Source organism: Nitrosospira sp. Nsp2 (assembly GCF_003050965.1).
Taxonomy (GTDB): domain Bacteria; phylum Pseudomonadota; class Gammaproteobacteria; order Burkholderiales; family Nitrosomonadaceae; genus Nitrosospira.
The window spans coordinates 1-21,555 of the sequence record NZ_QAOU01000006.1; the positions used below are offsets into that span (position 1 = coordinate 1).

Here is a 21,555-nt window from a genome sequence, read left to right on the forward strand (position 1 = left end):
CCAAATTTGTACCACCTCGAGTCGTACCACAGCGACATGTCGTAATCGCGTCCTCCCGACTTCGCCGTGCTCGACGTTTCATAGGTTGTTGCCATTTTAATTTCTCCTGTTGCGTTGATGATCGAGTACTACTTCTTCCTCAGGAAGCGCCCCCTTCCCCTTCTTCCTCCCAGGGTTGCGGCATTTCCCCTCTTTCCTAATACTGAACCATTACCAATTTAACAACACTAAAATACTGATATCCCCGAAATACCCCTTGAAATACCAATATCAATACCAATGTTACATATACTTTACATACCCACAACCCTGTAAAGACTATCCGCGAAGATCAACCAAGTCAAGCAGTTTGCGGGCGACGCGCGGCGCTCCGAACGCGCGGGAGCCGCACGCCTGGCCGAATTCGAATTACCAGCGAGACAATATCCCGTCCAGTTGCTCCAGGCTGCTGTAATGGATCACCAGGGTTCCGGCACCTCTTTTCCCCGGTTTTATAACAACTTGCGCACCAAGCTTCGCAGAAACATCTTCCTGCAGATTTAATAGATCACGGTCGTTTTTGGCACGTCCTTTTGGCTTTGGCGCGGGATGCTCGATCCGGTGTACCAGCCTCTCGGTTTCACGCACGGAAAGCTGTTTATGCGCCACCAGATTAGCGATTTCAATTTGCTTCGCGGGGGGAAGCGAGAGCAGTGCGCGACCGTGCCCCATATCTATTTTTCCGTCCATTAACAATTCCTGGACGGGCGATGGCAGATTGAGCAATCGTAGAAGATTGGAAACCGCACTCCGGGAACTACCCAGAGCTTGGCTTGCAGCCTCGTGCGTCATGCCAAACTCCTTTATAAGTCGTTGAATTCCGAGCGCTTCTTCCAGCGGATTGAGATCCTCGCGCTGAATATTCTCGATCAGCGACATGGCCAGCACGGCCTCGTCAGGCACTTCGCGAACAAGCGCTGGCACTTCGGAAATCGCCGCAAGCTGTGCTGCCCGCCAGCGCCGTTCCCCGGCTATGATTTCATAGCGGCCCGCTGAAATAGGGCGGACCAGCACTGGTTGCATGATTCCCTGGGATTTTATCGATTCGGCGAGCTCCGCCAGCGACTCCTTATCCATGCGCGTGCGCGGTTGATATTTGCCCGGTTGCAACTGCGATAATTTCAAATTCCGCAGCGTCTCGCCTGTCCTGACGTTTTCGTTCCCCGCCAGCAACGCATCCAATCCCCTGCCCAATCCCTTAGATTTCATGATCTTCCTGCTTTACGCCTATGCTTCCAGTGTGTTGTCCAAGTCCTGCTGAAACGGTGCTTCACTAGGGAAATATCGGTTTAACATTTCTCCCGCAAGCGCCAGATAGGCTTGGGTGCCTTTGGATAATTTGTCGTGATAAAGCGCGGGAATGCCGAAACTCGGGGCTTCGGCCAATCGGACATTGCGAGGTATCACCGTGCGGTACACCTTTTCGCCGAAGTGCTGCTGCAATTGATCCGACACCTGTTGGGCTAATATATTGCGCGGGTCAAACATTGTACGCAGCAACCCTTCGATCTCTAGCGCAGGGTTAAGATTTGCCCGCACTTTTTTTATGGTATTGACAAGATCGCTTAAGCCCTCGAGAGCATAATACTCGCACTGCATTGGGATCATTACGGCATACGCGGCGCACAGCCCGTTAAGCGTCAACAGATTGAGCGCGGGGGGGCAATCGATGAGAATAAAATCATAGTTTTGTTCAACATCGTGCAAAGCCTCCTTCAGCCGAGTTTCGCGCCGGGGTAGGTCCACCATCTCTATTTCGGCGCCCGCCAGTTCACGGTTGGCGGGAATGAGATCGTATTTGCCACTCGTGGAATGCACGCTTACCTCGGCCACGCTCCGGCTCCCGAGCAGCACCTGGTAAACGGTATGCGGCAGTGCGCGCTTATCTACGCCACTCCCCATGGTAGCGTTACCCTGCGGGTCAAGGTCAACCAACAGTACCCGACGCTTGGCAGCCGCGAGGCTCGCTGCCAGATTCACGCTGGTGGTTGTTTTCCCCACGCCGCCTTTTTGATTCGTTATTGCCAGAATTCTCGTCATCGCTCCGCTCCAGAGACGGCAACCCGGGGCTGCCCGGGCTGCTGGACGATGCTCGCCCGTATATCTACCCTGATATCTACGCTAGGCCCGCTTAACAATAACCAGATGCCGCTCTGACCCGAGGCCTGGAACTGCAATAGGTAATATATTCTCCACCACGAACTGGGCCGGCAACTGAGCCAGCTCCTCATGTGGATATAAGCCCTTCATAGCCAGGAGCCGGCCGCCCCCATCCCCACCCGCACACAAGTGACCCGCCTGCCTGACGAAGTCGGCCAAGTCGGAAAAGGCGCGAGAAACAACAGAATCGAAAGCGGTTGCCGGATGATAATGCTCGACCCGTTCAGCAGCCACCTCGACATTTTTCAGTTTCAACTCTATTCGCGCCTGTTGCAGAAATGCGGCTTTTTTATGAACGCTTTCGATCAGTACCACGTGCCACTCCGGCCGCGCCAGCGCTAGAGGGATACCAGGTAACCCCGCGCCGCTGCCGACATCCGCTACCCAGGGCCCGCTGACGTGCGGTAAGATCGACAGGCTGTCAAGCACGTGTCGAACCAGCATTATTTCCGGCTCACGCAGCGCGGTCAGGTTATGGACACGGTTCCATTTCTGAATCAGCGCAAGATATTGCAATAACCGGGCTTGGGTTTCGGGAGGGACGGCCTCCCCCAAGTCTGCGATTCCGCCCGCGAGCCGTGCCGCGAGATTCATGCGCGTTTCTTGGCAGTGTGGCCGGCAAATCCACGCTTCACGTGCACCAGTAATAAGGAGATGGCGGCCGGGGTGATGCCGGAAATCCTCGACGCCTGTCCTGCTGTTTCCGGCTTATGCTGGTTCAGTTTTTGCTGCACCTCGCTTGAAAGACCGTTCACAGTACGGTAATCCAGGTCTTGCGGCAAACGAAGGTTCTCATATTGCGCGTTGCGCGCAACTTCATCCTTTTGGCGCTCGATATAACCGTGATACTTCGCCTGGATTTCGACCTGTTCTGCAACCATCGGGTCAACCACGGGCTCGCCTGCTCCTGGCAGCGTCATTAAGCTCTCATAGGAAACGCCCGGGCGGCGGAGCAATTCATGCAGCAAATACTCGCGCTCAATCGTTCTGCCCAGCACCTCCGTCACATCGGCAACGGCTGTAACATCCGAACCAGTTCTCGGCTTGAGCCACACGCTTTTCAAGCGATCTTGCTCACGCACGATTGCCTCCCGTTTAGTATCGAAGGCGGTCCAACGCAAGTCATCGACCACTCCAAGCCCGCGTCCTATTTCTGTCAGCCTCAGATCTGCATTGTCTTCGCGGAGCTGTAAGCGATACTCCGCCCGACTGGTAAACATGCGATAGGGCTCGGTCACGCCCAGGGTAATTAGGTCATCTACCAACACCCCAAGATAAGCTTCATCCCGGCGGGGGCACCATGGCTCTCGTTCCTGCGTCTTGAGCGCGGCATTGATGCCTGCCAGCAAGCCCTGCGCGGCAGCTTCTTCATACCCGGTGGTGCCGTTAATTTGCCCGGCAAAAAACAACCCATCGATCGCCTTCGTCTCAAGCGAGCTTTTCAGTCCCCGTGGATCAAAATAGTCGTATTCGATGGCATAGCCCGGCCTGGTGATATGCGCGTTTTCAAGCCCCCTGATGGAACGCACCACTTCAACCTGCATGTCAAACGGCAGGCTCGTGGAGATTCCGTTAGGATACACCTCATGAGTGTCAAGGCCTTCCGGCTCAAGGAAAATCTGATGCGATTCCTTGGCGGAGAAACGCACGACCTTATCCTCGATAGAGGGGCAATAACGCGGCCCAACGCCTTCAATTGCGCCGGTGAACAGCGGCGAACGATCCAAACCTTTGCGGATAACGTCATGTGTGCGATTGTTGGTATGCGTAATCCAGCACGGCAGTTGACGTGGATGCTGCGCGGCGCTACCCATAAAAGAAAACACCGGGAGCGGAGTATCTCCGGGCTGTTCGATCACCGCTGAATAATCGATGCTGCGACCGTCAATGCGCGGGGGAGTGCCCGTTTTCAATCGTCCCACCGGCAGTCTCATTTCGCGCAATCGCGCAGCCAGGCTGACGGAGGGTGGGTCTCCGGCCCGGCCTGCCTGGAAATTGACAGATCCGACATGCGCGAGCCCTGCCAGAAATGTGCCGGCAGTGAGCACCACTGCTCTTGCACGGAACGTTATCCCCAACTGTGTAACGACGCCAGTGACGCGGTCGCCTTCGAGCACGAGGTCGTCTACCGACTGCTGGAACAGCCAGAGGTTGGGCTGGTTCTCGACGCGGCGGCGAATTGCCTGGCGGTAAAGCACGCGATCGGCCTGCGCGCGTGTCGCACGCACTGCGGGCCCTTTGCGCGAGTTCAATATGCGGAACTGTATTCCCGCCTCATCGGCCGCGGCGGCCATCGCGCCCCCCAAGGCGTCTACCTCTTTGACGAGATGCCCTTTGCCAATACCGCCGATCGACGGATTGCATGACATCTGCCCCAGCGTTTCGATATTATGGGTCAGCAATAAGGTTTTTTGCCCCATACGGGCAGCGGCAAGGGCCGCCTCGGTGCCGGCGTGGCCGCCACCAATTACGATTACGTCGAAATGGTCAGGAAAAGTCACCCTAAACTGGCCGGTTGGGCCGCGGTGTTGAAAGGCGGGATTCTACGGTAAAACGCCGGGTTGTGTAAGTGCAGGGCGAGGGGACCTGCGAACGCCTGGAGGCTGCGCGCCGAATGTTTCACGTGAAACAATCTACCTCCCGGCAAATAGCCGATGAACATTCAAACCCGATAAATCAATACTGTTCAGCCGCTGCCAGCGGCACAGCTCAACGCCGCCCTGAACGCGCGGACCCGAGCGCAGCGCCTATTTGCCGATGCAGAATCGGGAAAATATCTCCCCCAGCAAATCGTCCGCGCTGAATTCGCCTGTAATGGAAGAAAGGCTTTTCTGTGCCAGCCTTAACTCTTCCGCGAGCAAATCGAGCTGAACTGCTTGTCCCGCCAGGCTAGCGGCATTCTTCAGATACGCGCCAGCGTCCGTCAATGCGTACAGGTGCCGCTGGCGGGCCATGAATATGCCTTCGCCCGACGCGTGCGGCTGCCAACCTGCCGTTCCCAGAAGTTTTTTGCGCAGCTCTTCAACCCCCAAGCCGGTCTTGGCGGAGACATAAACAGCTGATCCTACCTCCGGCACTTCGGTATGAGGCGGTGCTGGCTCCAGGTCGATTTTGTTGTAAACACAAATGATTGGCAGGTTAGAGGGCAACTCTCCCAGAATTCCCCTGTCTTCCGCCGTGATACCCCTCCGGCTGTCCATTATCAGCAGAATCAGGTTTGCTTTGCTAATGGCTTCGCGGGTGCGCGCCATGCCAATCTTTTCAACAGCGTCCTGGGTATCCCTTAACCCAGCGGTATCGACCACATGCACCGGAACCCCTTCTATCTCGATGGTCTCGCGGATAGCGTCCCGAGTGGTGCCCGGTATTTCGGTCACAATGGCCGTTTCTTCGCGGGTTAGCCGGTTCAAAAGGCTTGATTTCCCCACGTTCGGCTGCCCCACCAGGACCACCCGTACGCCTTCGCGCAACAGGCTTCCCTGCATGGCTGACGTGAGCACGTGCTCAACCTGAGCCCGTATTTCTTCCAGTCTGCCCTGTAAATCCCCTTGCCCAGCGGACTCTATTTCTTCTTCCGGAAAATCCAGGGAGGCCTCGACAAGCATGCGCAGGGTGGTAAGCGCTTCCACCAGGTTACGAACAGCATTGGAAAAGTCGCCTTGCAGGGATCGCATGGCGCAGCGCGCTGCTTCACTTGTGCTGGCATCGATAATATCCGCCACGCTCTCGGCCTGGGCAAGATCTAGCTTGTTGTTGAGGAACGCGCGTAAAGTGAATTCGCCCGGTTGCGCCAGGCGTGCCCCTGCAGAAAGACAGCTGGACAATAGCAGATTCATTACCGCCGGGCCGCCATGACCCTGCAATTCCAGTACATCTTCGCCGGTGTAGGAGTAAGGCGCAGGAAAATAAAGCACAATTCCCTGATCAATGACCAGGCCGGCTTCATCGAGAAATTTACTGAGCGTCGCCTGACGAGGCGGGGGCAGAGAGCCCGTGATTTTCAGGGCGAGTGATCCCAGACTTCCACCTGAAACGCGAACTACGCCGATGCCGCCTCTCCCGGGGGGAGTGGCGATCGCGGCAATGATGTCAGAGTTCACCATTCTAATACCTGAATGGGTAATCCTTCAGGCGCAGCACAGGCGCAATTCAGGCGCTTCGGCAAATTTGCCGTGAGGTGAGGAGCTTCCGCCGTTTCAGCCAGCTTTCTTCTTGCCCGCGGTCAATGCGGCATTCTCTATCATGCGCGTGATCTGCCACTGCTGAGCGATGGAAAGCACGTTATTCACCAGAGAATACAGCACCAAGCCCGCCGGGAAGAAGAAAAAGAATACGCTGAAGGCGAACGGCATGATCTGCATTACTTTCTGCTGGATGGGGTCGGCCGCGGGCGGGCTGAGCTTCGATTGCACAAACATGGAAATGCCCATCAATATCGGCAGTACAAAATAAGGATCGGGCGACGACATGTCTTCTATCCACAAGGCAAATGGCGCATACCGCAATTCCACGCTCGCAAGCAGTACCCAATATAACGAAATGAACACCGGGATCTGAACCAATATCGGTAGACAGCCCCCCATCGGGTTGATTTTTTCCGTCTTGTAAAAATCCATCATCGCCTGATGCATGCGTTGACGGTCATTGCCGTGCTGCTCGCGCAAACGCTGAAGCTTGGGCGTAACCAGGCGTAATTTCGCCATTGAGCGGTAGCCCGCCGCGGACAATGGGAAAAAGGCCAGCTTGACCGACATTGTGAGCAGAATGATGGCCACACCCCAGTTCCCTGTCCAGGAATGGTAGAACGACAACAACCAGAACAGCGGCGCTCCAATTACCGTCAGCCAGCCATAATCCACCGTGAGGTCGAGCCCTGGCGCAATGGAGGCCAGCTTGCTCTGTTCCTCCGGCCCGGCATAGAGCGGCACGGTTATCCTGACGGTGCTCCCGGGTTCAACGACGCCTACCGGCACGATCACGCCGGCGGAATATTCATTCTCGCCCAGGCGCTTAGCATAGTACTCGCGCGGCAGTTTGTCCTCGGGCAGCCAGGCGGTGAGAAAATAATGCTGCAGCATCGCTATCCAGCCATTATCGGCATTCTTCGGATAGGTCGCGTTGCCCTTGTCCAACGCCGAAAACTCTATTTTCTTGAATTTTTCCTGCTCGGTATAAAGCGCGGCGCCGGTATAGGTCGGGATCATGAAAACCGAACCCACCGGGGGCTGGCTGTCGCGGAGCATCTGAAAATAGGAAAAAGGCTGGATCGCAGTAGCGCGCTGGTTGGAAACCTCAAAGCTCACGTCGATCAGGTAGCTTCCGCGGTGAAACGTATAAACCTTAGTCACCCGCACCCCGTCGTTTTCAGGCGCTGCCAGCCGTACCTCGATCTTGTCGGCGCCAGCTGCCAGCTCATACGTTCCCTGCTCCGCTGTGTAGTGCGTCTTATGACTGGGCAGGCCTTCTCCGATCAGCCCCGATTGCGCCACGTAGATGTGGTCGCTTCGACTTTGCAACAGCGCGAATGGCTTGCTTTTATCTTCCTTATCCGGATGATCCAGTAACTCAAGACGACGAAGATCGCCCCCCGCGGTACTGATTTCCGCCATCACCATGTCGGTCTTGACAATGATTTTCTCGCCGGATTCCAGCTTCCCGCTCACTTTGGGAGCCCCATTATCCACGGGGCTCTCGCCCTGACCGGGCGGAGCTGAAGCCAGTTTTTCCCCTGGGACTGGCGTATCGGGCTGTGACCCTGGCTGGTTACCCGATCCCTGAGTAGCAGACGTTGTGGAAGCCGGGGATGGCGGGCGCTGTTCTTTCTGCCACGCATCCCAAAGAAATAACATCGAGGTGGAAAAGATTAGAAAAAGTACGAGTTTTTGTGTATCCATCTTGCATCGCGAATTTGTTTTTGACGGTACGACTGAACGTACGAAGGTTATTTGAGGCCTGACTACGGCTTCTATGGTACAGGGTCATGTCCACCACGATTCCAGGGATTGCAGCGCAATATTCTCCACGCGCTCAGTAATACTCCGCGAACCACCCCATGTCTGGTAAGTGCTTCACATGCGTAGTGTGAACAGGACGGACTGAAGCGGCAAGACAGCCCGAAAAAAGGGCTCAGGCAATACTGATAAAGCTTGATCAGACCTATAATTATCCGCGACATCGCTGCAATTGAACCATGAGCCGTTCCGCTTCTCCCGCTATATTCAACGAGTTGCTGTGGCTGAGGCGGTTGCGCAAGCGAACCACTATGTCCAGCCCGGTCAAGTCCCCCTGGCGAGCTCGAAATACTTCTCGCAGCAAGCGCTTCACCCTGTTGCGATTTACGGCCAGTCGCTCGATTTTACCCGCGACAACCACTCCCAGTCTGGAGTGCGACAGATTATTGGGTTTAGCGAAGATCTGTAGAAACTCGCTGCTTGCAGAACACCTGAATCTAATAACCGAGGAGAACTCTTCTGCTTTGCGCAAGCGGTGAGTTTTTGGAAAGCGAATAGTGAAACTCCTCAATAAATTACGCTGCGTCAGACTCCCAGACGAACACGCCCTTTCGCCCGACGAGCCCGAATAACAGCCGCGCCGCCGGAAGTCTTCATTCGAACTCGAAAACCATGAGTTCGCTTTCTTCGCGTCACGGATGGTTGGTAAGTGCGTTTCATCGTTTTCCCCTGTGCGTCATAAATAAAACTCGGCATTACAACTCTTTACGAAGGCTGATGTCAACCGATATTTTTTCCCGCCCCTGTGGATAAGTCGTCTCGAACGGTCTAGAATATGTTTCCCGCGCAGCCGAATCTCCGTCCCGTTCGCCTAACAAGTCATTACGATCATGCCTGCAGTAGATACTTTCTGGCTTTCCTGCCTTGACTATTTTGAGAAGGAGTTGAGCGCCCAGCAGTTCAATACCTGGATAAAACCCTTATCCCTGGAATCATCGCATAATGCGTTCGAGCCCGTGCTCGTGGCGCCCAACCGTTTCGTCATGCAATGGGTAAAAGACAATTTCGTACCGCGGATCGAACAAATGGCCGAGGAATATTTTTCCTGCAACGTCCATTTTCAATTAAAACTTGCCGACCAGGGTCCCGCCAAACCCATTGAGCCCATAGCAAAAAGCACTATAGGCGCTCAAAACCAAGCTTCTGCCGCGTTCGACACGTCGCCGGTCGTATCGCAAAAAACAAGAGATCCAAAAGAAAAACACGAAAAAAATCCCAGCCGGTTGAATCCAGCCTTTACCTTCAACAGTTTTGTCACGGGCAAAGCGAATCAACTGGCTCGAGCAGGCGCGATCCAGGTGGCCGAACGTCCGGGTGTTGCTTACAACCCCTTCTTTATTTACGGGGGCGTTGGTCTGGGTAAAACTCATTTGATTCAAGCGATCGGTAATTCCGTACTGGAGCACAACAGTGCTGCCAAGGTCCGGTATATTCACGCAGAACAATACGTTTCCGACGTAGTAAGGGCTTACCAACATAAAGCATTCGACGAGTTTAAACGGTACTACCATTCCCTTGATCTTCTGTTGATCGATGACATCCAGTTCTTTGGCGGCAAGAACCGGACGCAGGAAGAGTTTTTCTACGCCTTCAACGCGCTCATCGAAGCACATAAGCAGGTCATCATTACCTGCGACTCTTACCCAAAGGAAATCTCAGGTATGGAAGAACGCCTGATTTCACGTTTCGGCTGGGGGTTGACGGTAGCGGTCGAGCCTCCGGAACTGGAAATGCGTGTTGCCATTCTGCTGAAGAAGGCACTCATGGAAAACATTGTTCTGGATGAACACGTGGCATTTTTCATCGCCAAACATATTCGGTCCAACGTGCGCGAATTGGAAGGCGCGCTCAAGCGGGTACTCGCGTATTCGAGATTCACCGGGCACTCATTATCCCTCGACTTGGCGAGAGAAGCCCTGAAAGACTTGCTCGCGGTACAGAACCGTCAGATTTCCATAGAAAATATTCAGAAGACCGTCGCGGACTACTATAAAATCAAGGTCGCGGAAATGTATTCTAAAAAGCGTTCTCGCATCGTCGCTCGACCGCGGCAAATGGCCATGGCCATCTCCAAAGAGCTCACACCTCTCAGTCTGCCCGACATTGGCGAAGCATTTGGCGGTAGAGATCACACAACAGTATTGCATGGCTACCGAAAAATTGCTGAGCTACGCGCTTCCGATCCAGCCATCAATCGGGACTTCAACACCTTGTTGCACATTCTACGCGGTTGATAGCCGTGGGGTAATGACGGGGATCATATGGGGATAACTCGGTCTTTTTGCCGTCAGGTAATTTTGCCCCCAAACTGTCCACAGGCAATACCTCATCTATACAGGGACGAGAAATTAGTTATTTCCTTAATATAAAAGCTTAAATTTTATTTGTACCGGACTTTACCGGCTTCTATTAACGATTATTGTGGATTTAAATAATGAAACTTATACAAGCCGATAGGGATACGTTGCTAAAGCCGCTGCAAACTGTGACGGGCATTGTCGAGCGCCGCCATACCTTGCCGATCCTGTCCAACGTGTTTATAGAATTAAAAAACGAGTATCTTTCATTTATTGCAACTGATCTGGAAATCCAGATAACCACGTCAGCAAAGGATGGTAGCGCCCTGGACGTAGAGTATTCCGTCACAGTCGGCGCAAAAAAACTTCAGGATATATTGCGAGCGTTGCCGGAACAGGCTCAGGTAACCCTTGAGGCAAGCGAAAACAGGCTTCAAGCGAAAGCGGGTAAAAGCCGTTTTAATTTACAAACACTGCCCGCCGAAGATTTTCCCCGTTTCCCGGAAAGCAAGGAGTCCCAGGCGAGGATAACGCTGCAACAGGGGCAACTGAAACACCTTTTGTCCAGGGTGCAGTATGCGATGGCGCAACAGGACATTCGATATTATCTGAACGGGTTGCTCTTGCTGATAGAAGACAATTGCCTGAAGGTGGTGGCGACCGACGGTCACAGACTGGCGTTTGCCTTCATGATGCTGGAAACGCACCAGGAGAAAAATGAGGTCATATTGCCCCGTAAAGTCGTACTGGAACTTGCCAGGTTGCTCGCTGACAGCGAGGAACCTGTTATCGTGGAGATTCTGCAAAATCAGGTGCGTTTTTCCTTTTCAAATGTAGTCCTCGTATCCAAGGTGGTGGACGGAAAGTTCCCCGACTATAACCGTGTTATTCCCACCGGCTATCAGAAACAGTTCGATATAAACCGGCAGTTGTTCTTGCAAACGCTCCAGCGTGCATCAATTTTATCCAATGAAAAGTTTCGCGGCGTACGGCTCATATTGACCACGGGTAACTTGCGCATCGTGTGTAACAACAGTGAACAAGAAGAAGCGGAAGAAGAGCTGGAGCTTCAGTATGATGGCGAAGCGCTTGATATTGGTTTCAATATCACTTACCTGCTGGATGTGTTAAATAACCTGAGCAGCGAAACCGTGCGGTGTTCTTTTGGGGATGCCAACAGCAGCGCGCTTATCGCCATTCCGGGCGAAGAAAATTTCAAATATGTCGTCATGCCAATGAGGATATAGCAGCGATCGCAAGACGCAGCAGCCGCCGAAAAGTCGCCAACAGTACAGTCGGGGAAGAAACACGTCCGAATAACCGCGTTTCACGTGAAACTTAAAGACATCAATAATGATTGACAAAGACCGTTCCAGGCAGCAGAAAAGTGAAGGCTCCGCGGATTACAGTTCTGACAGCATCAAGATCCTCAAAGGTCTCGACGCTGTGCGCAAGCGGCCCGGTATGTACATTGGCGACACCAGCGACGGCACCGGATTGCATCACATGGTATTCGAGGTGATGGACAATTCAATTGATGAAGCGCTGGCTGGTTATTGCAATGAAATCACCGTAATCATTCATCCCGACAATTCGGTAACGGTGCAGGATAACGGACGTGGCATTCCCACGGGGATCAAGCAGGACGATGAACTGAAGCGCTCCGCGGCAGAGATTGTCATGACGGAACTCCATGCCGGCGGCAAATTCGACGACAATTCCTACAAGGTGTCGGGGGGGCTGCACGGGGTCGGCGTATCCGTTGTCAACGCGTTGTCAGAATGGCTGCGTCTCACCATTAGGCGCGACGGGCTGGTTCATCAGATTGAATTCCGTATGGGCGTGCCGGTAGCGCCTCTAGCCATCACAGGCAAGACAGAGCGGCGCGGCACCGAAGTGCATTTTCTGGCCAGCAAGGAAATATTCGGCGATATCGAATATCACTACGACATATTTGCCAAGCGTTTGCGAGAGCTGTCGTTCCTCAACAATGGCGTAAAAATTCATCTGGTCGATCAGCGCAGCGCCAAGGAAGAGACATTCGCTTTCGTGGGCGGGGTGAGAAGCTTCGTCGAGTACATTAACCGCACCAAGTCTGTTCTGCACCCCAAAATCTTTTATGCCTCGGGGGAAAAAGACCACATCGCGGTGGAAGTCTCGATGCAGTGGAACGACAGTTATTCCGAACAGGTTCTGTGCTTTACCAATAACATACCGCAGAAGGACGGCGGTACGCACCTGACCGGTTTGCGCGCGGCTATGACGCGAACCCTTAACAACTATATTGAAAAGAATGAGCTGGCCAAAAAAGCCAGGATCGAAACTTCGGGCGATGACATGCGCGAAGGTCTCTCCTGCGTTTTATCGGTGAAATTATTCGAACCCAAGTTTTCATCTCAGACCAAGGAAAAACTTGTCTCATCGGAAGTCCGTCCCGCTGTAGAGGAAATCGTGGCGATGAAACTGGCTGAGTTTCTGTTGGAGAACCCGCTCGACGCGAAAACCATCTGTGGAAAGATTATTGACGCCGCAAGGGCGCGCGAGGCGGCGCGGAAAGCGCGGGAACTGACGCGGCGCAAGGGGGTTCTGGATGGAATGGGATTGCCGGGCAAACTTGCGGACTGTCAGGAGAAAGACCCGGCCTTGTGTGAGCTTTATCTGGTGGAGGGCGACTCAGCGGGCGGGTCCGCAAAGCAGGGACGCGATCGCAAGTTCCAAGCCATTATGCCTTTGAAGGGAAAAATACTGAATGTCGAAAAAGCACGGTTCGACAAATTGATCTCATCCCAGGAAATCGCCTCGCTTATCACAGCGCTCGGCACTGGCATCGGGAAGGATGAATACAACCCCGACAAGTTGCGCTACCACCGCATTATTATCATGACTGATGCGGACGTTGATGGCTCGCACATACGCACGCTGCTGCTCACCTTTTTTTACCGGCAAATGCCCGAATTGCTGGAACGCGGTCACATTTACATCGCCCAGCCCCCCTTGTACAAGATCAAACATGGTAAACAGGAACGCTACGTAAAGGATGACCATGAGCTTAAGCAATACCTTCTGGGATTGGCATTGGCCGATGCGGAATTGCATACGCATGAAGATAAGCCGCCTCTCAAGGGAGAGACGCTGGAAAAAATCGCCAATGAGTACCTCTTGGCGGAAGCGGTAATCGAGCGCATGAGCCGCCTGATCGACAGCGAGGTGATGCATGCGTTGCTGCGTAATCCGGAGGTCGATTTAAGCAGCGAAGCCGGCGCTGCCGAAAGCGCAGCCCGGCTCTCAGCTCAGGTCAAGGCCGTAAATATTACGCCTGAGTACGATGCCGCGACGGAGGCATTCCGGCTCAAGATCTCCCGGATGCACCATGGCAATGCCCGCGCCAGTTACCTTGACCAGGATTTCCTGGAAAGTGGCGACTACGCGCAGATAAGGCAAACCGCGCAGGTTCTAGATGGGCTGATGGGGCCTTCGGCGTATATCCAACGCGGCGAACAGAAGCAATTCATCAGTGATTTCAAGCCGGCGCTCGACTGGCTGCTGCAAGAGGTGAAAAAAGGCATCGGCACTCAGCGCTACAAAGGGTTGGGGGAAATGAATCCGGCACAGTTGTGGGAAACTACCATGGATCCGAAGAGCCGCCGCCTGCTTCGCGCGCAAATAGAGGACAGCATCGCCGCTGACGAAATTTTCACCACCCTTATGGGCGACGTGGTAGAGCCCCGCCGCGCGTTCATCGAGAACAACGCGCTAGGGGTGAGGAATCTGGATGTTTAGCGGTGTCAGCCGCGGTTGCGCGGCAGTGCAAAAGGAGGCGGGTCCCGGAGCTTTTCCGTGCCAACAGCGCTAGAGGTTCATCCCGATCATGTTTGTCGTACTTCTATCGCTACACTGCCAATACGTTTCTAAAAATATTGAAAGGATTGAACTGATATGTGGCCCTCGAAACATACCCTCGAAAACGTCGACCCGGACTTGTGGCAGGCAATCAAGGGGGAAATTCAACGGCAGGAAGACTATATCGAGCTGATAGCCTCGGAAAACTACGCCAGTCCGGCAGTGATGCAGGCGCAGGGAACGGTGCTGACCAATAAATATGCGGAGGGCTATCCCGGTAAACGCTACTACGGCGGCTGCGAGTATGTTGACGTCGTGGAGCAACTGGCGATAGACCGATTAAAAGGGCTGTTCGACGCGGAGTACGTAAATGTCCAGCCGCATTCCGGCTCCCAAGCGAACGCCGCGGTATATTTGACGGCGCTCCAACCCGGCGACACCTTTCTGGGGATGTCCCTCGCCCATGGCGGCCATCTAACCCACGGCGCATCGGTTAATCTCAGCGGCAAGATTTTCAATGCGATCGCATACGGACTGAGGCCCGAAAACGAAGAGCTGGACTACGATCAAGTGGCCCGTCTAGCGCGCGAGCATAAGCCTAAAATGATCGTTGCTGGCGCCTCTGCCTACTCGCTTATAATAGATTGGAAGCGTTTTCGCAAGATCGCAGATGAAGTGGGTGCTTACTTATTCGTCGATATGGCGCATTACGCCGGCTTGGTTGCGGCGGGGTTTTATCCCAACCCGGTCGGTATCGCCGATTTCGTCACCAGTACGACTCATAAGACGTTACGCGGTCCCCGCGGGGGCGTTATCATGGCCAAGCCTGAGCATGAGAAAGCCCTGAATTCGGCGATATTTCCGCAAACACAAGGTGGCCCGCTGATGCACGTGATTGCCGCGAAGGCTGTCGCCTTTAAAGAGGCGGCGAGCGCCGAGTTCAGGAATTATCAGGAGCAGGTGATAGACAACGCCCGCGTGATGGCCAAGGTATTACAGGAGCGCGGTCTTCGCATCGTCTCCGGCCGAACGGATTGCCACATGTTCCTGGTGGATTTGCGCACTAAGCATATCACCGGCAAACAGGCCGCCGAATCGCTGGAACTGGCGCATATCACGGTCAACAAAAACGCCATCCCTAATGATCCCCAGAAACCTTTTGTCACCAGCGGTATTCGCATCGGCTCGCCCGCGATTACCACCCGCGGTTTCAAAGAACTGGAAGCGGAGCAACTGGCGAATCTGATCGCCGATGTGCTCGACGCCCCTACCGACACGTCGGTTCTTTCGCATGTCGCGCAGCAGGCAAAATCGATGTGTGCCAAATTCCCCGTTTATCAACGCTGATGCGCAAGGGACGACGCGTCGATCAGTTTCCCCTTGTGCGCGATCACTGCTCAAGGCTGAACCGTCGTCGCGCCGGTTCAGCTTCGCCCGCTCCCGAGGGTGACGCGTGAAATGTCCCTTTTGCAATGCCGAGGATACAAGCGTAACCGATTCGCGTGTGAGCGAAGAAGGCGACAGAATACGCCGTCGCCGCCGCTGCCTCACGTGCGACAAACGTTTTACTACATATGAAACGGTCGAGCTGCGGATGCCTCAGGTAGTGAAGCAGGACGGCAACCGTGCAGAGTTCGACCGTGACAAACTGCTGACAAGCTTCATGCGTCCATTGCATAAGCGTCCGGTTCCCACCGGTGATGTGGATGCCGCAATAGATCGTATCGTGCAAAAACTCCTGAGCCTGGGTGAGCGAGAGGTGCCTTCGCGTAAAATTGGCGAAATGGTGATGGAGGAACTCTACAAATTGGATAAGGTCGCCTACATACGCTTTGCCTCCGTATACCGAAGCTTCCAGGGAGTTGATGATTTCCGCAGCGTTATAAAAGAAGTGCAACATCCGCAGCAAGGTAAGGAACCGAAAAAGACGTAAGCCTCGTTTCGGCCGCGATTTCTTCCATTGTCAGGAAGAGGGAACCGGGCGATGTAGGCCGTAATGAGAGAATTTGCAGGGCGCCGCCGCGATAGGCCTAATTGAGGATTGTCCATGTTCTCCGCCAGTGATCATGCGTATATGGCCCAAGCGTTACGGCTGGCCGAAAAAGGACTTTACAGCACCAGCCCCAACCCTCGCGTCGGCTGTGTTCTGGTCCGGGACAGCCGCGTGGTGGGCAGCGGCTGGCACGAACGCGCAGGTGCGCCTCACGCGGAAATCAACGCACTCGCCGCGGCGGGAGAGGCGGCACGCGGCGCGACCGCTTATCTCACGCTGGAGCCGTGCAGTCATCATGGGCGCACCCCGCCTTGCGCCGATGCACTGATCAAAGCGGGAATTGCAAGGCTGGTGACGGCCATGGAAGACCCAAATCCGCTAGTATCAGGCAGCGGTTATGCAAAGCTCCAGGACGCTGGAATCGAAGTGAAGACCGGTCTCATGGCAGCCGAAGCAAGGGCGCTCAATATCGGCTTCGCCGCGCGCATGGCGCGCGGCCGCCCATGGGTAAGGATGAAAATCGCGGCCAGCCTCGACGGCAAGACCGGCCTCAAGAACGGCGCCAGTCAATGGATTACGAGCGAGGCAGCGCGTCGTGACGGGCACAGATTGCGAGCACGTTCCTGCGCGGTGATGACCGGGATTGGCAGCGTGCTGGCTGACAACCCCCGGTTGACGGTCCGTCATTTGGAAACCACCAGGCAGCCACTAAGGGTGGTCGTGGATAGCCGCCTCGAAATTCCGTTGGAGGCGAGGTTGCTGCGCGGCGCCGGCGAGCTCGTTTTTACCGCGAGCGCGAGCGAGGGGATAATCGGGGCGTTGCATGAAGTCGGTGCTCGCGTCATCGTGTTGCCCGATCAAAACGATAATGTCGATCTCGGCGCGATGATGCGAAAGCTAGCCGATTTCGAGATAAACGAAGTCCTGGTAGAAGCGGGCTGGCGATTGAATGGTGCTTTGATCAACGCGGGGCTGGTGGACGAGCTGGTCATCTATCTCGCACCGTATCTGATAGGCGATATGGGCCTCGGCATGCTAAAACTGCCTGAATTAGCCGATCTGCAGCGGAAGCGGGCTCTTGTAATTGAAGACGTACGCAGCGTAGGGCCCGATCTCCGGATCACGGCCCAATTGACCCAATAACGTGTCTTTAGAATAAGTCTCAGGTCTTGGCAGGATATTTGGTGAGCTTGCGCTGCAAGGTGCGCCGGTGCATGTTGAGCACTCTCGCCGTTACCGAAACGTTCCCTTTATTCTCATTCAACACGCGCTGGATATACTCCCATTCGAGTCGACCGACTGACAATGGATGCGCGCTGATTTTCACATCCGCATCTCCCGTCGTACGCTCAAACGCCACCATGATTTCGTCAACGTCGACCGGTTTCGCCAGGTAATGGGTGGCGCCAAGCTTGATTGCTTCCACTGCCGTGGCAATACTGGCGTAGCCAGTTAACATGACAATTCGCGTGCCCGGATCCAGGGCTCTCAGTTTTTCAACCAAAGCCAATCCCGAGGTACCGGGTAGCCTGAGATCGATTACCGCAAACTCGGGCGTGCACGCTTCGGCGGCTTCCACTGCCTGCTCCACGGTGTGTGCACACGAAACGTTGAATCCGCGCTTTGCCATTGCATTGGCAAGTACGGTACAAAAAGTCAAGTCATCATCCACCACCAGCAATGTGGGGCGGTCGTCCACTTCCATTCCAGGTTGCGTTGTCATATTGATTGCCGTATCAGAGGTAGTATTACTTCGGTGCACGCGCCGCCCTCCCGACCTTCCCGATTCATCAGGCGCACGCTGCCACCGAAACGTTCTATATTTGCATTGGCCAAAAACAGGCCGATTCCAAAACCCTGCCCTCGCGGCTTCGTGGTGAAGAAAGCTTGTCCCGCCCGCTGTACAGCTTCCCCGCTCAGGCCTTCACCATAGTCAAGAATTTGGAGATGCAGTTCGCTATGATTCCACTTAACCTCTACCTCTATATGCTTAAGAGACGCATCAGCGGCGTTATTCAACAGATTGAGAATGGACTGGCTCAGCAATTGCGTGTTGAGAATCTGAGGCGGGGGCTCTACCCCGCTAGCGCGGTAAGTGAATTTGACGGATGGCCGCATCAGTTGCCATTTATCAAGCACCTGGTTTAGAAAACTATCCACCGCCTGGCCGCTGACGTCTTCCGCCCGCGCCTGGCCGGCATCGGCCAGCAATTGCGTCAGAGTGCGCTTGCAATGACTTATCTGATCACGCAGTATCCTGATATTATTTTGAAATTCGCTGTTTTGGGTATTTTCGTGCTGTAGCTCTCCCGTTACCACCGCCATCGTTGCCAGTGGTGTACCAAGCTCATGCGCTGCTCCCGCAGCCAGCGTCCCCAACGCGATGATCTGCTCATTGCGCAACGCCTGTTCGCGTGCCAGCGCCAGGTCCTTGTCCCGCTCGCGAATGGATATGCCCATCTTGACAACGAACCAGGCGATTAATACAGTGCTTAACACAAAGGCCAGCCACATTCCCGACACATGCAAAATGAACTCGCTGCCATGCTCGTCATGATCGTGCGGTAGCGGCACGTAATAAAATAGCAGCAGCGTGTAAAAGCTTATCGTAATCGCCGCCATTACCCATGTATAAGCCCAGGGGAGCGCGGCGGCTGCGATCGTCAGCGGTAACAGATAGAGGGAGATAAACGGATTGGTCGAACCGCCGCTGAAATACAGCAGCGCGCTTAAAGCAAAAACATCCATCAAAAGCTGCGCAAAAAACTCGACGCTTGAAACCGGCCACTTGCGGCGCAGACGAATCCAGGTGGCGAGATTCAGGACCGCGAGCAGGACCGCTACCGCGACCATTTCGGTCCAGGGCAGGTTCATCTCAAGTACCCAATATGCCAAGGCAAAGGTCAGGCACTGAACGGAAATTACGATATTTCGGAGCAGAAACAACCGCTGCAGGTTCTTGCTTAGCGGCGATTGGCTGAGATCACTGAACATTTGCGTCGCTTGTGCTTGCGCTGCTTGTATCATTCGACAAAAAAGTCCCCGGAAAACGTCCCTGTTCCGTGGACAGCGAAAACAAATATGCGTTGTCTTCGGGACGAGGCCAACTTCGGATGTCAGAAACGCATCGGCGTACCTCGGGCACTCACCTCGGGCACTTCGTAATGGCTGGGCGCGTATGGTTCTTAAGGGTGGCGGCGCCCTCTACGTCCCGAGCCAGTCTAAACGAGCGCTCGCAGGACCAACCGACGCTCATCCTTTATTGTGGGTCGCTGGTCTCGGAAAGCTGACCCCGTCGTGTCTGCGAGAGCAGACCGACGCACTTATGCTGCTGGATGCGTTACGGACCCGTTCTGAGATGACAAACATTATCGTATATTCCCATTCGCGGCCATGCGGCAAATTGCCGCACACCATACGACATCGGCTGCCCGATATTGTATTTGAAAGCAGGAAGGATTAGATGTTCACTGGAATCATCCAAGCTGTTGGGGAAATTAAACACGTCATGCCCCTGGAGGATGGCGTAAGCTTGCGCGTCGCGCCCGGTCCCCTGGATCTAAGCGACGTCAAAACCGGGGACAGCATCGCGATAAATGGGGTCTGCCTAACCGTTACCACCATTTCCGATGGCCTGTTCTCCGTGGACCTATCTCGAGAAACGTTGAACTGCACAGTAGGTATGGATAAGCAGGGCGTCGAAGTAAATCTTGAAAAGGCGCTGCGGCTATCCGACCGGCTTGGCGGTCATCTGGTAAGCGGTCACGTCGATGGAATCGGCCAGGTAATCGAGTTTACGCCAATCGGCGAAAGTCATCTGCTGGTGCTTCGAGTGCCGCTCCCCTTATTAAAATATATTGCTAAAAAGGGTTCGATCACCGTGAATGGGGTAAGCTTGACGGTTAACACACTAGCGCAGGACAAGATAGAGATCAATCTTATCCCTCATACCCTGGCGGCGACGACGCTTAAAGGCCTCGACACAGGCGCCAAAGTCAACATCGAGGTCGATATGCTCGCGCGCTACGTGGAGCGACTGATCGGCAACCGGATATAAGTATTGGCTAAAGTTTGACATGATTATCAGTTCCATCCAGGAAATAATTGCCGAAATCAGGGCCGGCAAAATGGTCATCCTTGTGGATGAGGAAAATCGCGAAAATGAGGGCGACCTCGTGCTGGCAGCGGATTTCGTTACCCCTGAAGCCATTAATTTCATGGCGACGCATGGCCGCGGATTAATCTGCCTGACGCTGACCGATGAGCGATGCCGCCAGCTCAATCTGCCGCTCATGGTCGCTGCCAACCGCTCGCCGTTGGGCACCAATTTTACCGTTTCAATCGAGGCGGCCAGCGGGGTCACGACCGGGATTTCGGCCCATGATCGCGCGCGAACTGTTCAGGCTGCGGTGAGCCGGCACGCAAAGCCCGAAGATATCGTCCAGCCGGGACACATTTTTCCGCTCATGGCCCAGTCCGGGGGCGTGCTCGTGCGGGCGGGCCACACCGAGGCGGGGTGTGATCTGGCAAACCTCGCGGGCCTTACCCCGGCCGCGGTCATTTGCGAAATACTCAACGAAGATGGCAGCATGGCTCGTCTGCCAGATCTGGTTGAGTTCGCCGTAAGGCACCAACTCAAGATCGGCGCGATCACTGATCTCATCCATTACCGGAGCCGCACGGAAAGTCTCGTCCAACGCGTGGCCGAACGCCCCGTTCAAACGGCCCATGGCGAGTTCCGCCTGATCGCTTATCTGGACAAGACCGCGAATGCAACCCACCTGGCGCTTGTCAAAGGCATTATCGATCCGGGCGCTGAAACGCTGGTGCGCGTACACGAGCCGCTTTCGGTAATTGATCTTCTCGACGTAAACGACGATACCCATTCGTGGAACGTGAATGATACCCTTCAGGTGATCGGGGATGCCGAAAGCGGCATAATAGTACTGCTCCATCCCGCGGAAAGCGGGCCCGAGTTGCTGGATCGTGTCACCCCGACAAAAACAGGGCCTCGGGTCCCCGCCCGCACCGACTTGCGTGACTACGGTATCGGGGCCCAGATACTGAAGGATCTCAATGTAGGCAAGATGCGGTTGCTGGCGATACCGCGCAAAATGCCGAGCATGGCCGGGTTTGGGCTCGAAGTAGCTGGATATCTGGAACCGGTAGATAAAAGCTGGAAGCAGGACAATTAGCTAGAAGCAATTCGGCATGG

The 21,555-nt window shown here is 54.6% G+C and carries 19 protein-coding genes; 8 read left to right on the forward strand and 11 right to left on the reverse strand.

What is annotated here, in order from left to right; genetic code table 11:
- Positions 1 to 408 precede the first annotated feature (408 nt).
- From C8R31_RS12315 to rpmH, 9 genes are all read right to left on the reverse strand, one after another.
- Entirely contained in the window at positions 409 to 1,248 is an 840-nt protein-coding gene (locus C8R31_RS12315; protein ID WP_219907524.1) for a ParB/RepB/Spo0J family partition protein, read from the reverse strand.
- Between the two features lie 18 nt (positions 1,249 to 1,266).
- Positions 1,267 to 2,079: a ParA family protein gene (locus C8R31_RS12320; RefSeq protein WP_107694383.1), complete on the reverse strand. Its 813-nt coding sequence runs from the start codon at positions 2,077 to 2,079 to the stop codon at positions 1,267 to 1,269.
- A gap of 81 nt (positions 2,080 to 2,160) precedes the next feature.
- The gene (gene rsmG / locus C8R31_RS12325; protein WP_107694384.1) at positions 2,161 to 2,793 is read right to left on the reverse strand and encodes a 16S rRNA (guanine(527)-N(7))-methyltransferase RsmG; all 633 of its coding nucleotides are present in this window, start codon (positions 2,791 to 2,793) and stop codon (positions 2,161 to 2,163) included.
- Positions 2,790 to 4,700: a tRNA uridine-5-carboxymethylaminomethyl(34) synthesis enzyme MnmG gene (gene mnmG / locus C8R31_RS12330; RefSeq protein WP_107694385.1), complete on the reverse strand. Its 1,911-nt coding sequence runs from the start codon at positions 4,698 to 4,700 to the stop codon at positions 2,790 to 2,792. The genes rsmG and mnmG overlap by 4 nt, the downstream gene beginning before the upstream one ends.
- A gap of 246 nt (positions 4,701 to 4,946) precedes the next feature.
- A complete protein-coding gene (gene mnmE, locus C8R31_RS12335; protein ID WP_107694386.1) occupies positions 4,947 to 6,302 on the reverse strand; it encodes a tRNA uridine-5-carboxymethylaminomethyl(34) synthesis GTPase MnmE in 1,356 nt (451 codons plus the stop codon).
- Between the two features lie 93 nt (positions 6,303 to 6,395).
- Complete coding sequence (gene yidC / locus C8R31_RS12340; protein WP_107694387.1) at positions 6,396 to 8,093, reverse strand: membrane protein insertase YidC; 1,698 nt, start codon at positions 8,091 to 8,093, stop codon at positions 6,396 to 6,398.
- Between the two features lie 71 nt (positions 8,094 to 8,164).
- Positions 8,165 to 8,374, reverse strand: coding sequence for a membrane protein insertion efficiency factor YidD (gene yidD, locus C8R31_RS12345; RefSeq protein WP_107694388.1), 210 nt, complete (start codon positions 8,372 to 8,374; stop codon positions 8,165 to 8,167).
- On the reverse strand, positions 8,362 to 8,721 hold the full coding sequence (gene rnpA / locus C8R31_RS12350) for a ribonuclease P protein component (RefSeq protein WP_258192695.1): 360 nt from the start codon (positions 8,719 to 8,721) through the stop codon (positions 8,362 to 8,364). Before rnpA ends, yidD begins: the two co-directional genes overlap by 13 nt.
- A gap of 14 nt (positions 8,722 to 8,735) precedes the next feature.
- Complete coding sequence (gene rpmH / locus C8R31_RS12355; protein ID WP_107694389.1) at positions 8,736 to 8,870, reverse strand: 50S ribosomal protein L34; 135 nt, start codon at positions 8,868 to 8,870, stop codon at positions 8,736 to 8,738.
- 170 nt (positions 8,871 to 9,040) lie between these two features.
- Here rpmH and dnaA point away from each other — a divergent pair, with 170 nt between their 5' ends.
- The 6 genes from dnaA (at position 9,041) to ribD (ending at position 17,483) form a co-directional block, all read left to right on the forward strand.
- On the forward strand, positions 9,041 to 10,444 hold the full coding sequence (gene dnaA, locus C8R31_RS12360) for a chromosomal replication initiator protein DnaA (protein WP_107694390.1): 1,404 nt from the start codon (positions 9,041 to 9,043) through the stop codon (positions 10,442 to 10,444).
- A gap of 200 nt (positions 10,445 to 10,644) precedes the next feature.
- Positions 10,645 to 11,754, forward strand: a complete 1,110-nt coding sequence (dnaN, locus tag C8R31_RS12365) for a DNA polymerase III subunit beta (protein WP_107694391.1) — start codon at positions 10,645 to 10,647, stop codon at positions 11,752 to 11,754.
- A 106-nt stretch (positions 11,755 to 11,860) separates the two neighbouring features.
- Positions 11,861 to 14,287 carry a DNA topoisomerase (ATP-hydrolyzing) subunit B gene (gene gyrB, locus C8R31_RS12370; protein WP_107694392.1) on the forward strand — a complete coding sequence of 809 codons (2,427 nt, stop codon included), beginning with the start codon at positions 11,861 to 11,863 and terminating at the stop codon, positions 14,285 to 14,287.
- 156 nt (positions 14,288 to 14,443) lie between these two features.
- On the forward strand, positions 14,444 to 15,694 hold the full coding sequence (gene glyA / locus C8R31_RS12375) for a serine hydroxymethyltransferase (RefSeq protein WP_107694393.1): 1,251 nt from the start codon (positions 14,444 to 14,446) through the stop codon (positions 15,692 to 15,694).
- 106 nt (positions 15,695 to 15,800) lie between these two features.
- Positions 15,801 to 16,280: a transcriptional regulator NrdR gene (nrdR, locus tag C8R31_RS12380; protein WP_107694394.1), complete on the forward strand. Its 480-nt coding sequence runs from the start codon at positions 15,801 to 15,803 to the stop codon at positions 16,278 to 16,280.
- Positions 16,281 to 16,394: 114 nt separating this feature from the next.
- Entirely contained in the window at positions 16,395 to 17,483 is a 1,089-nt protein-coding gene (gene ribD, locus C8R31_RS12385; RefSeq protein ID WP_107694395.1) for a bifunctional diaminohydroxyphosphoribosylaminopyrimidine deaminase/5-amino-6-(5-phosphoribosylamino)uracil reductase RibD, read from the forward strand.
- Positions 17,484 to 17,502: 19 nt separating this feature from the next.
- Here ribD and C8R31_RS12390 read toward each other — a convergent pair whose 3' ends face one another.
- Together C8R31_RS12390 and C8R31_RS12395 are read right to left on the reverse strand one after the other, a co-directional pair.
- Positions 17,503 to 18,063: a response regulator transcription factor gene (locus tag C8R31_RS12390; protein ID WP_107694396.1), complete on the reverse strand. Its 561-nt coding sequence runs from the start codon at positions 18,061 to 18,063 to the stop codon at positions 17,503 to 17,505.
- Complete coding sequence (locus C8R31_RS12395; RefSeq protein ID WP_107694542.1) at positions 18,060 to 19,334, reverse strand: ATP-binding protein; 1,275 nt, start codon at positions 19,332 to 19,334, stop codon at positions 18,060 to 18,062. Before C8R31_RS12395 ends, C8R31_RS12390 begins: the two co-directional genes overlap by 4 nt.
- Before the next feature lie 469 nt (positions 19,335 to 19,803).
- Here C8R31_RS12395 and C8R31_RS12400 point away from each other — a divergent pair, with 469 nt between their 5' ends.
- Entirely contained in the window at positions 19,804 to 20,397 is a 594-nt protein-coding gene (locus C8R31_RS12400; protein ID WP_107694397.1) for a riboflavin synthase, read from the forward strand.
- 19 nt (positions 20,398 to 20,416) lie between these two features.
- Positions 20,417 to 21,535: a bifunctional 3,4-dihydroxy-2-butanone-4-phosphate synthase/GTP cyclohydrolase II gene (gene ribBA / locus C8R31_RS12405; RefSeq protein WP_107694398.1), complete on the forward strand. Its 1,119-nt coding sequence runs from the start codon at positions 20,417 to 20,419 to the stop codon at positions 21,533 to 21,535.
- Positions 21,536 to 21,555 lie beyond the last annotated feature (20 nt).

Bases quoted from the DNA above. Each gene is read 5' to 3' on its own strand.
- C8R31_RS12390 (WP_107694396.1), bottom strand. From the start codon at position 18,063: ATGACAACGCAACCTGGAATGGAAGTGGACGACCGCCCCACATTGCTG.
- ribBA (WP_107694398.1), top strand. From the start codon at position 20,417: ATGATTATCAGTTCCATCCAGGAAATAATTGCCGAAATCAGGGCCGGC.
- dnaA (WP_107694390.1), top strand. From the start codon at position 9,041: ATGCCTGCAGTAGATACTTTCTGGCTTTCCTGCCTTGACTATTTTGAG.
- rpmH (WP_107694389.1), bottom strand. From the start codon at position 8,870: ATGAAACGCACTTACCAACCATCCGTGACGCGAAGAAAGCGAACTCAT.
- yidC (WP_107694387.1), bottom strand. From the start codon at position 8,093: ATGGATACACAAAAACTCGTACTTTTTCTAATCTTTTCCACCTCGATG.
- C8R31_RS12315 (WP_219907524.1), bottom strand. From the start codon at position 1,248: ATGAAATCTAAGGGATTGGGCAGGGGATTGGATGCGTTGCTGGCGGGG.
- dnaN (WP_107694391.1), top strand. From the start codon at position 10,645: ATGAAACTTATACAAGCCGATAGGGATACGTTGCTAAAGCCGCTGCAA.
- ribD (WP_107694395.1), top strand. From the start codon at position 16,395: ATGTTCTCCGCCAGTGATCATGCGTATATGGCCCAAGCGTTACGGCTG.
- yidD (WP_107694388.1), bottom strand. From the start codon at position 8,374: ATGTCGCGGATAATTATAGGTCTGATCAAGCTTTATCAGTATTGCCTG.
- rsmG (WP_107694384.1), bottom strand. From the start codon at position 2,793: ATGAATCTCGCGGCACGGCTCGCGGGCGGAATCGCAGACTTGGGGGAG.
- C8R31_RS12395 (WP_107694542.1), bottom strand. From the start codon at position 19,334: ATGTTCAGTGATCTCAGCCAATCGCCGCTAAGCAAGAACCTGCAGCGG.
- gyrB (WP_107694392.1), top strand. From the start codon at position 11,861: ATGATTGACAAAGACCGTTCCAGGCAGCAGAAAAGTGAAGGCTCCGCG.
- C8R31_RS12320 (WP_107694383.1), bottom strand. From the start codon at position 2,079: ATGACGAGAATTCTGGCAATAACGAATCAAAAAGGCGGCGTGGGGAAA.
- mnmE (WP_107694386.1), bottom strand. From the start codon at position 6,302: ATGGTGAACTCTGACATCATTGCCGCGATCGCCACTCCCCCCGGGAGA.
- C8R31_RS12400 (WP_107694397.1), top strand. From the start codon at position 19,804: ATGTTCACTGGAATCATCCAAGCTGTTGGGGAAATTAAACACGTCATG.
- glyA (WP_107694393.1), top strand. From the start codon at position 14,444: ATGTGGCCCTCGAAACATACCCTCGAAAACGTCGACCCGGACTTGTGG.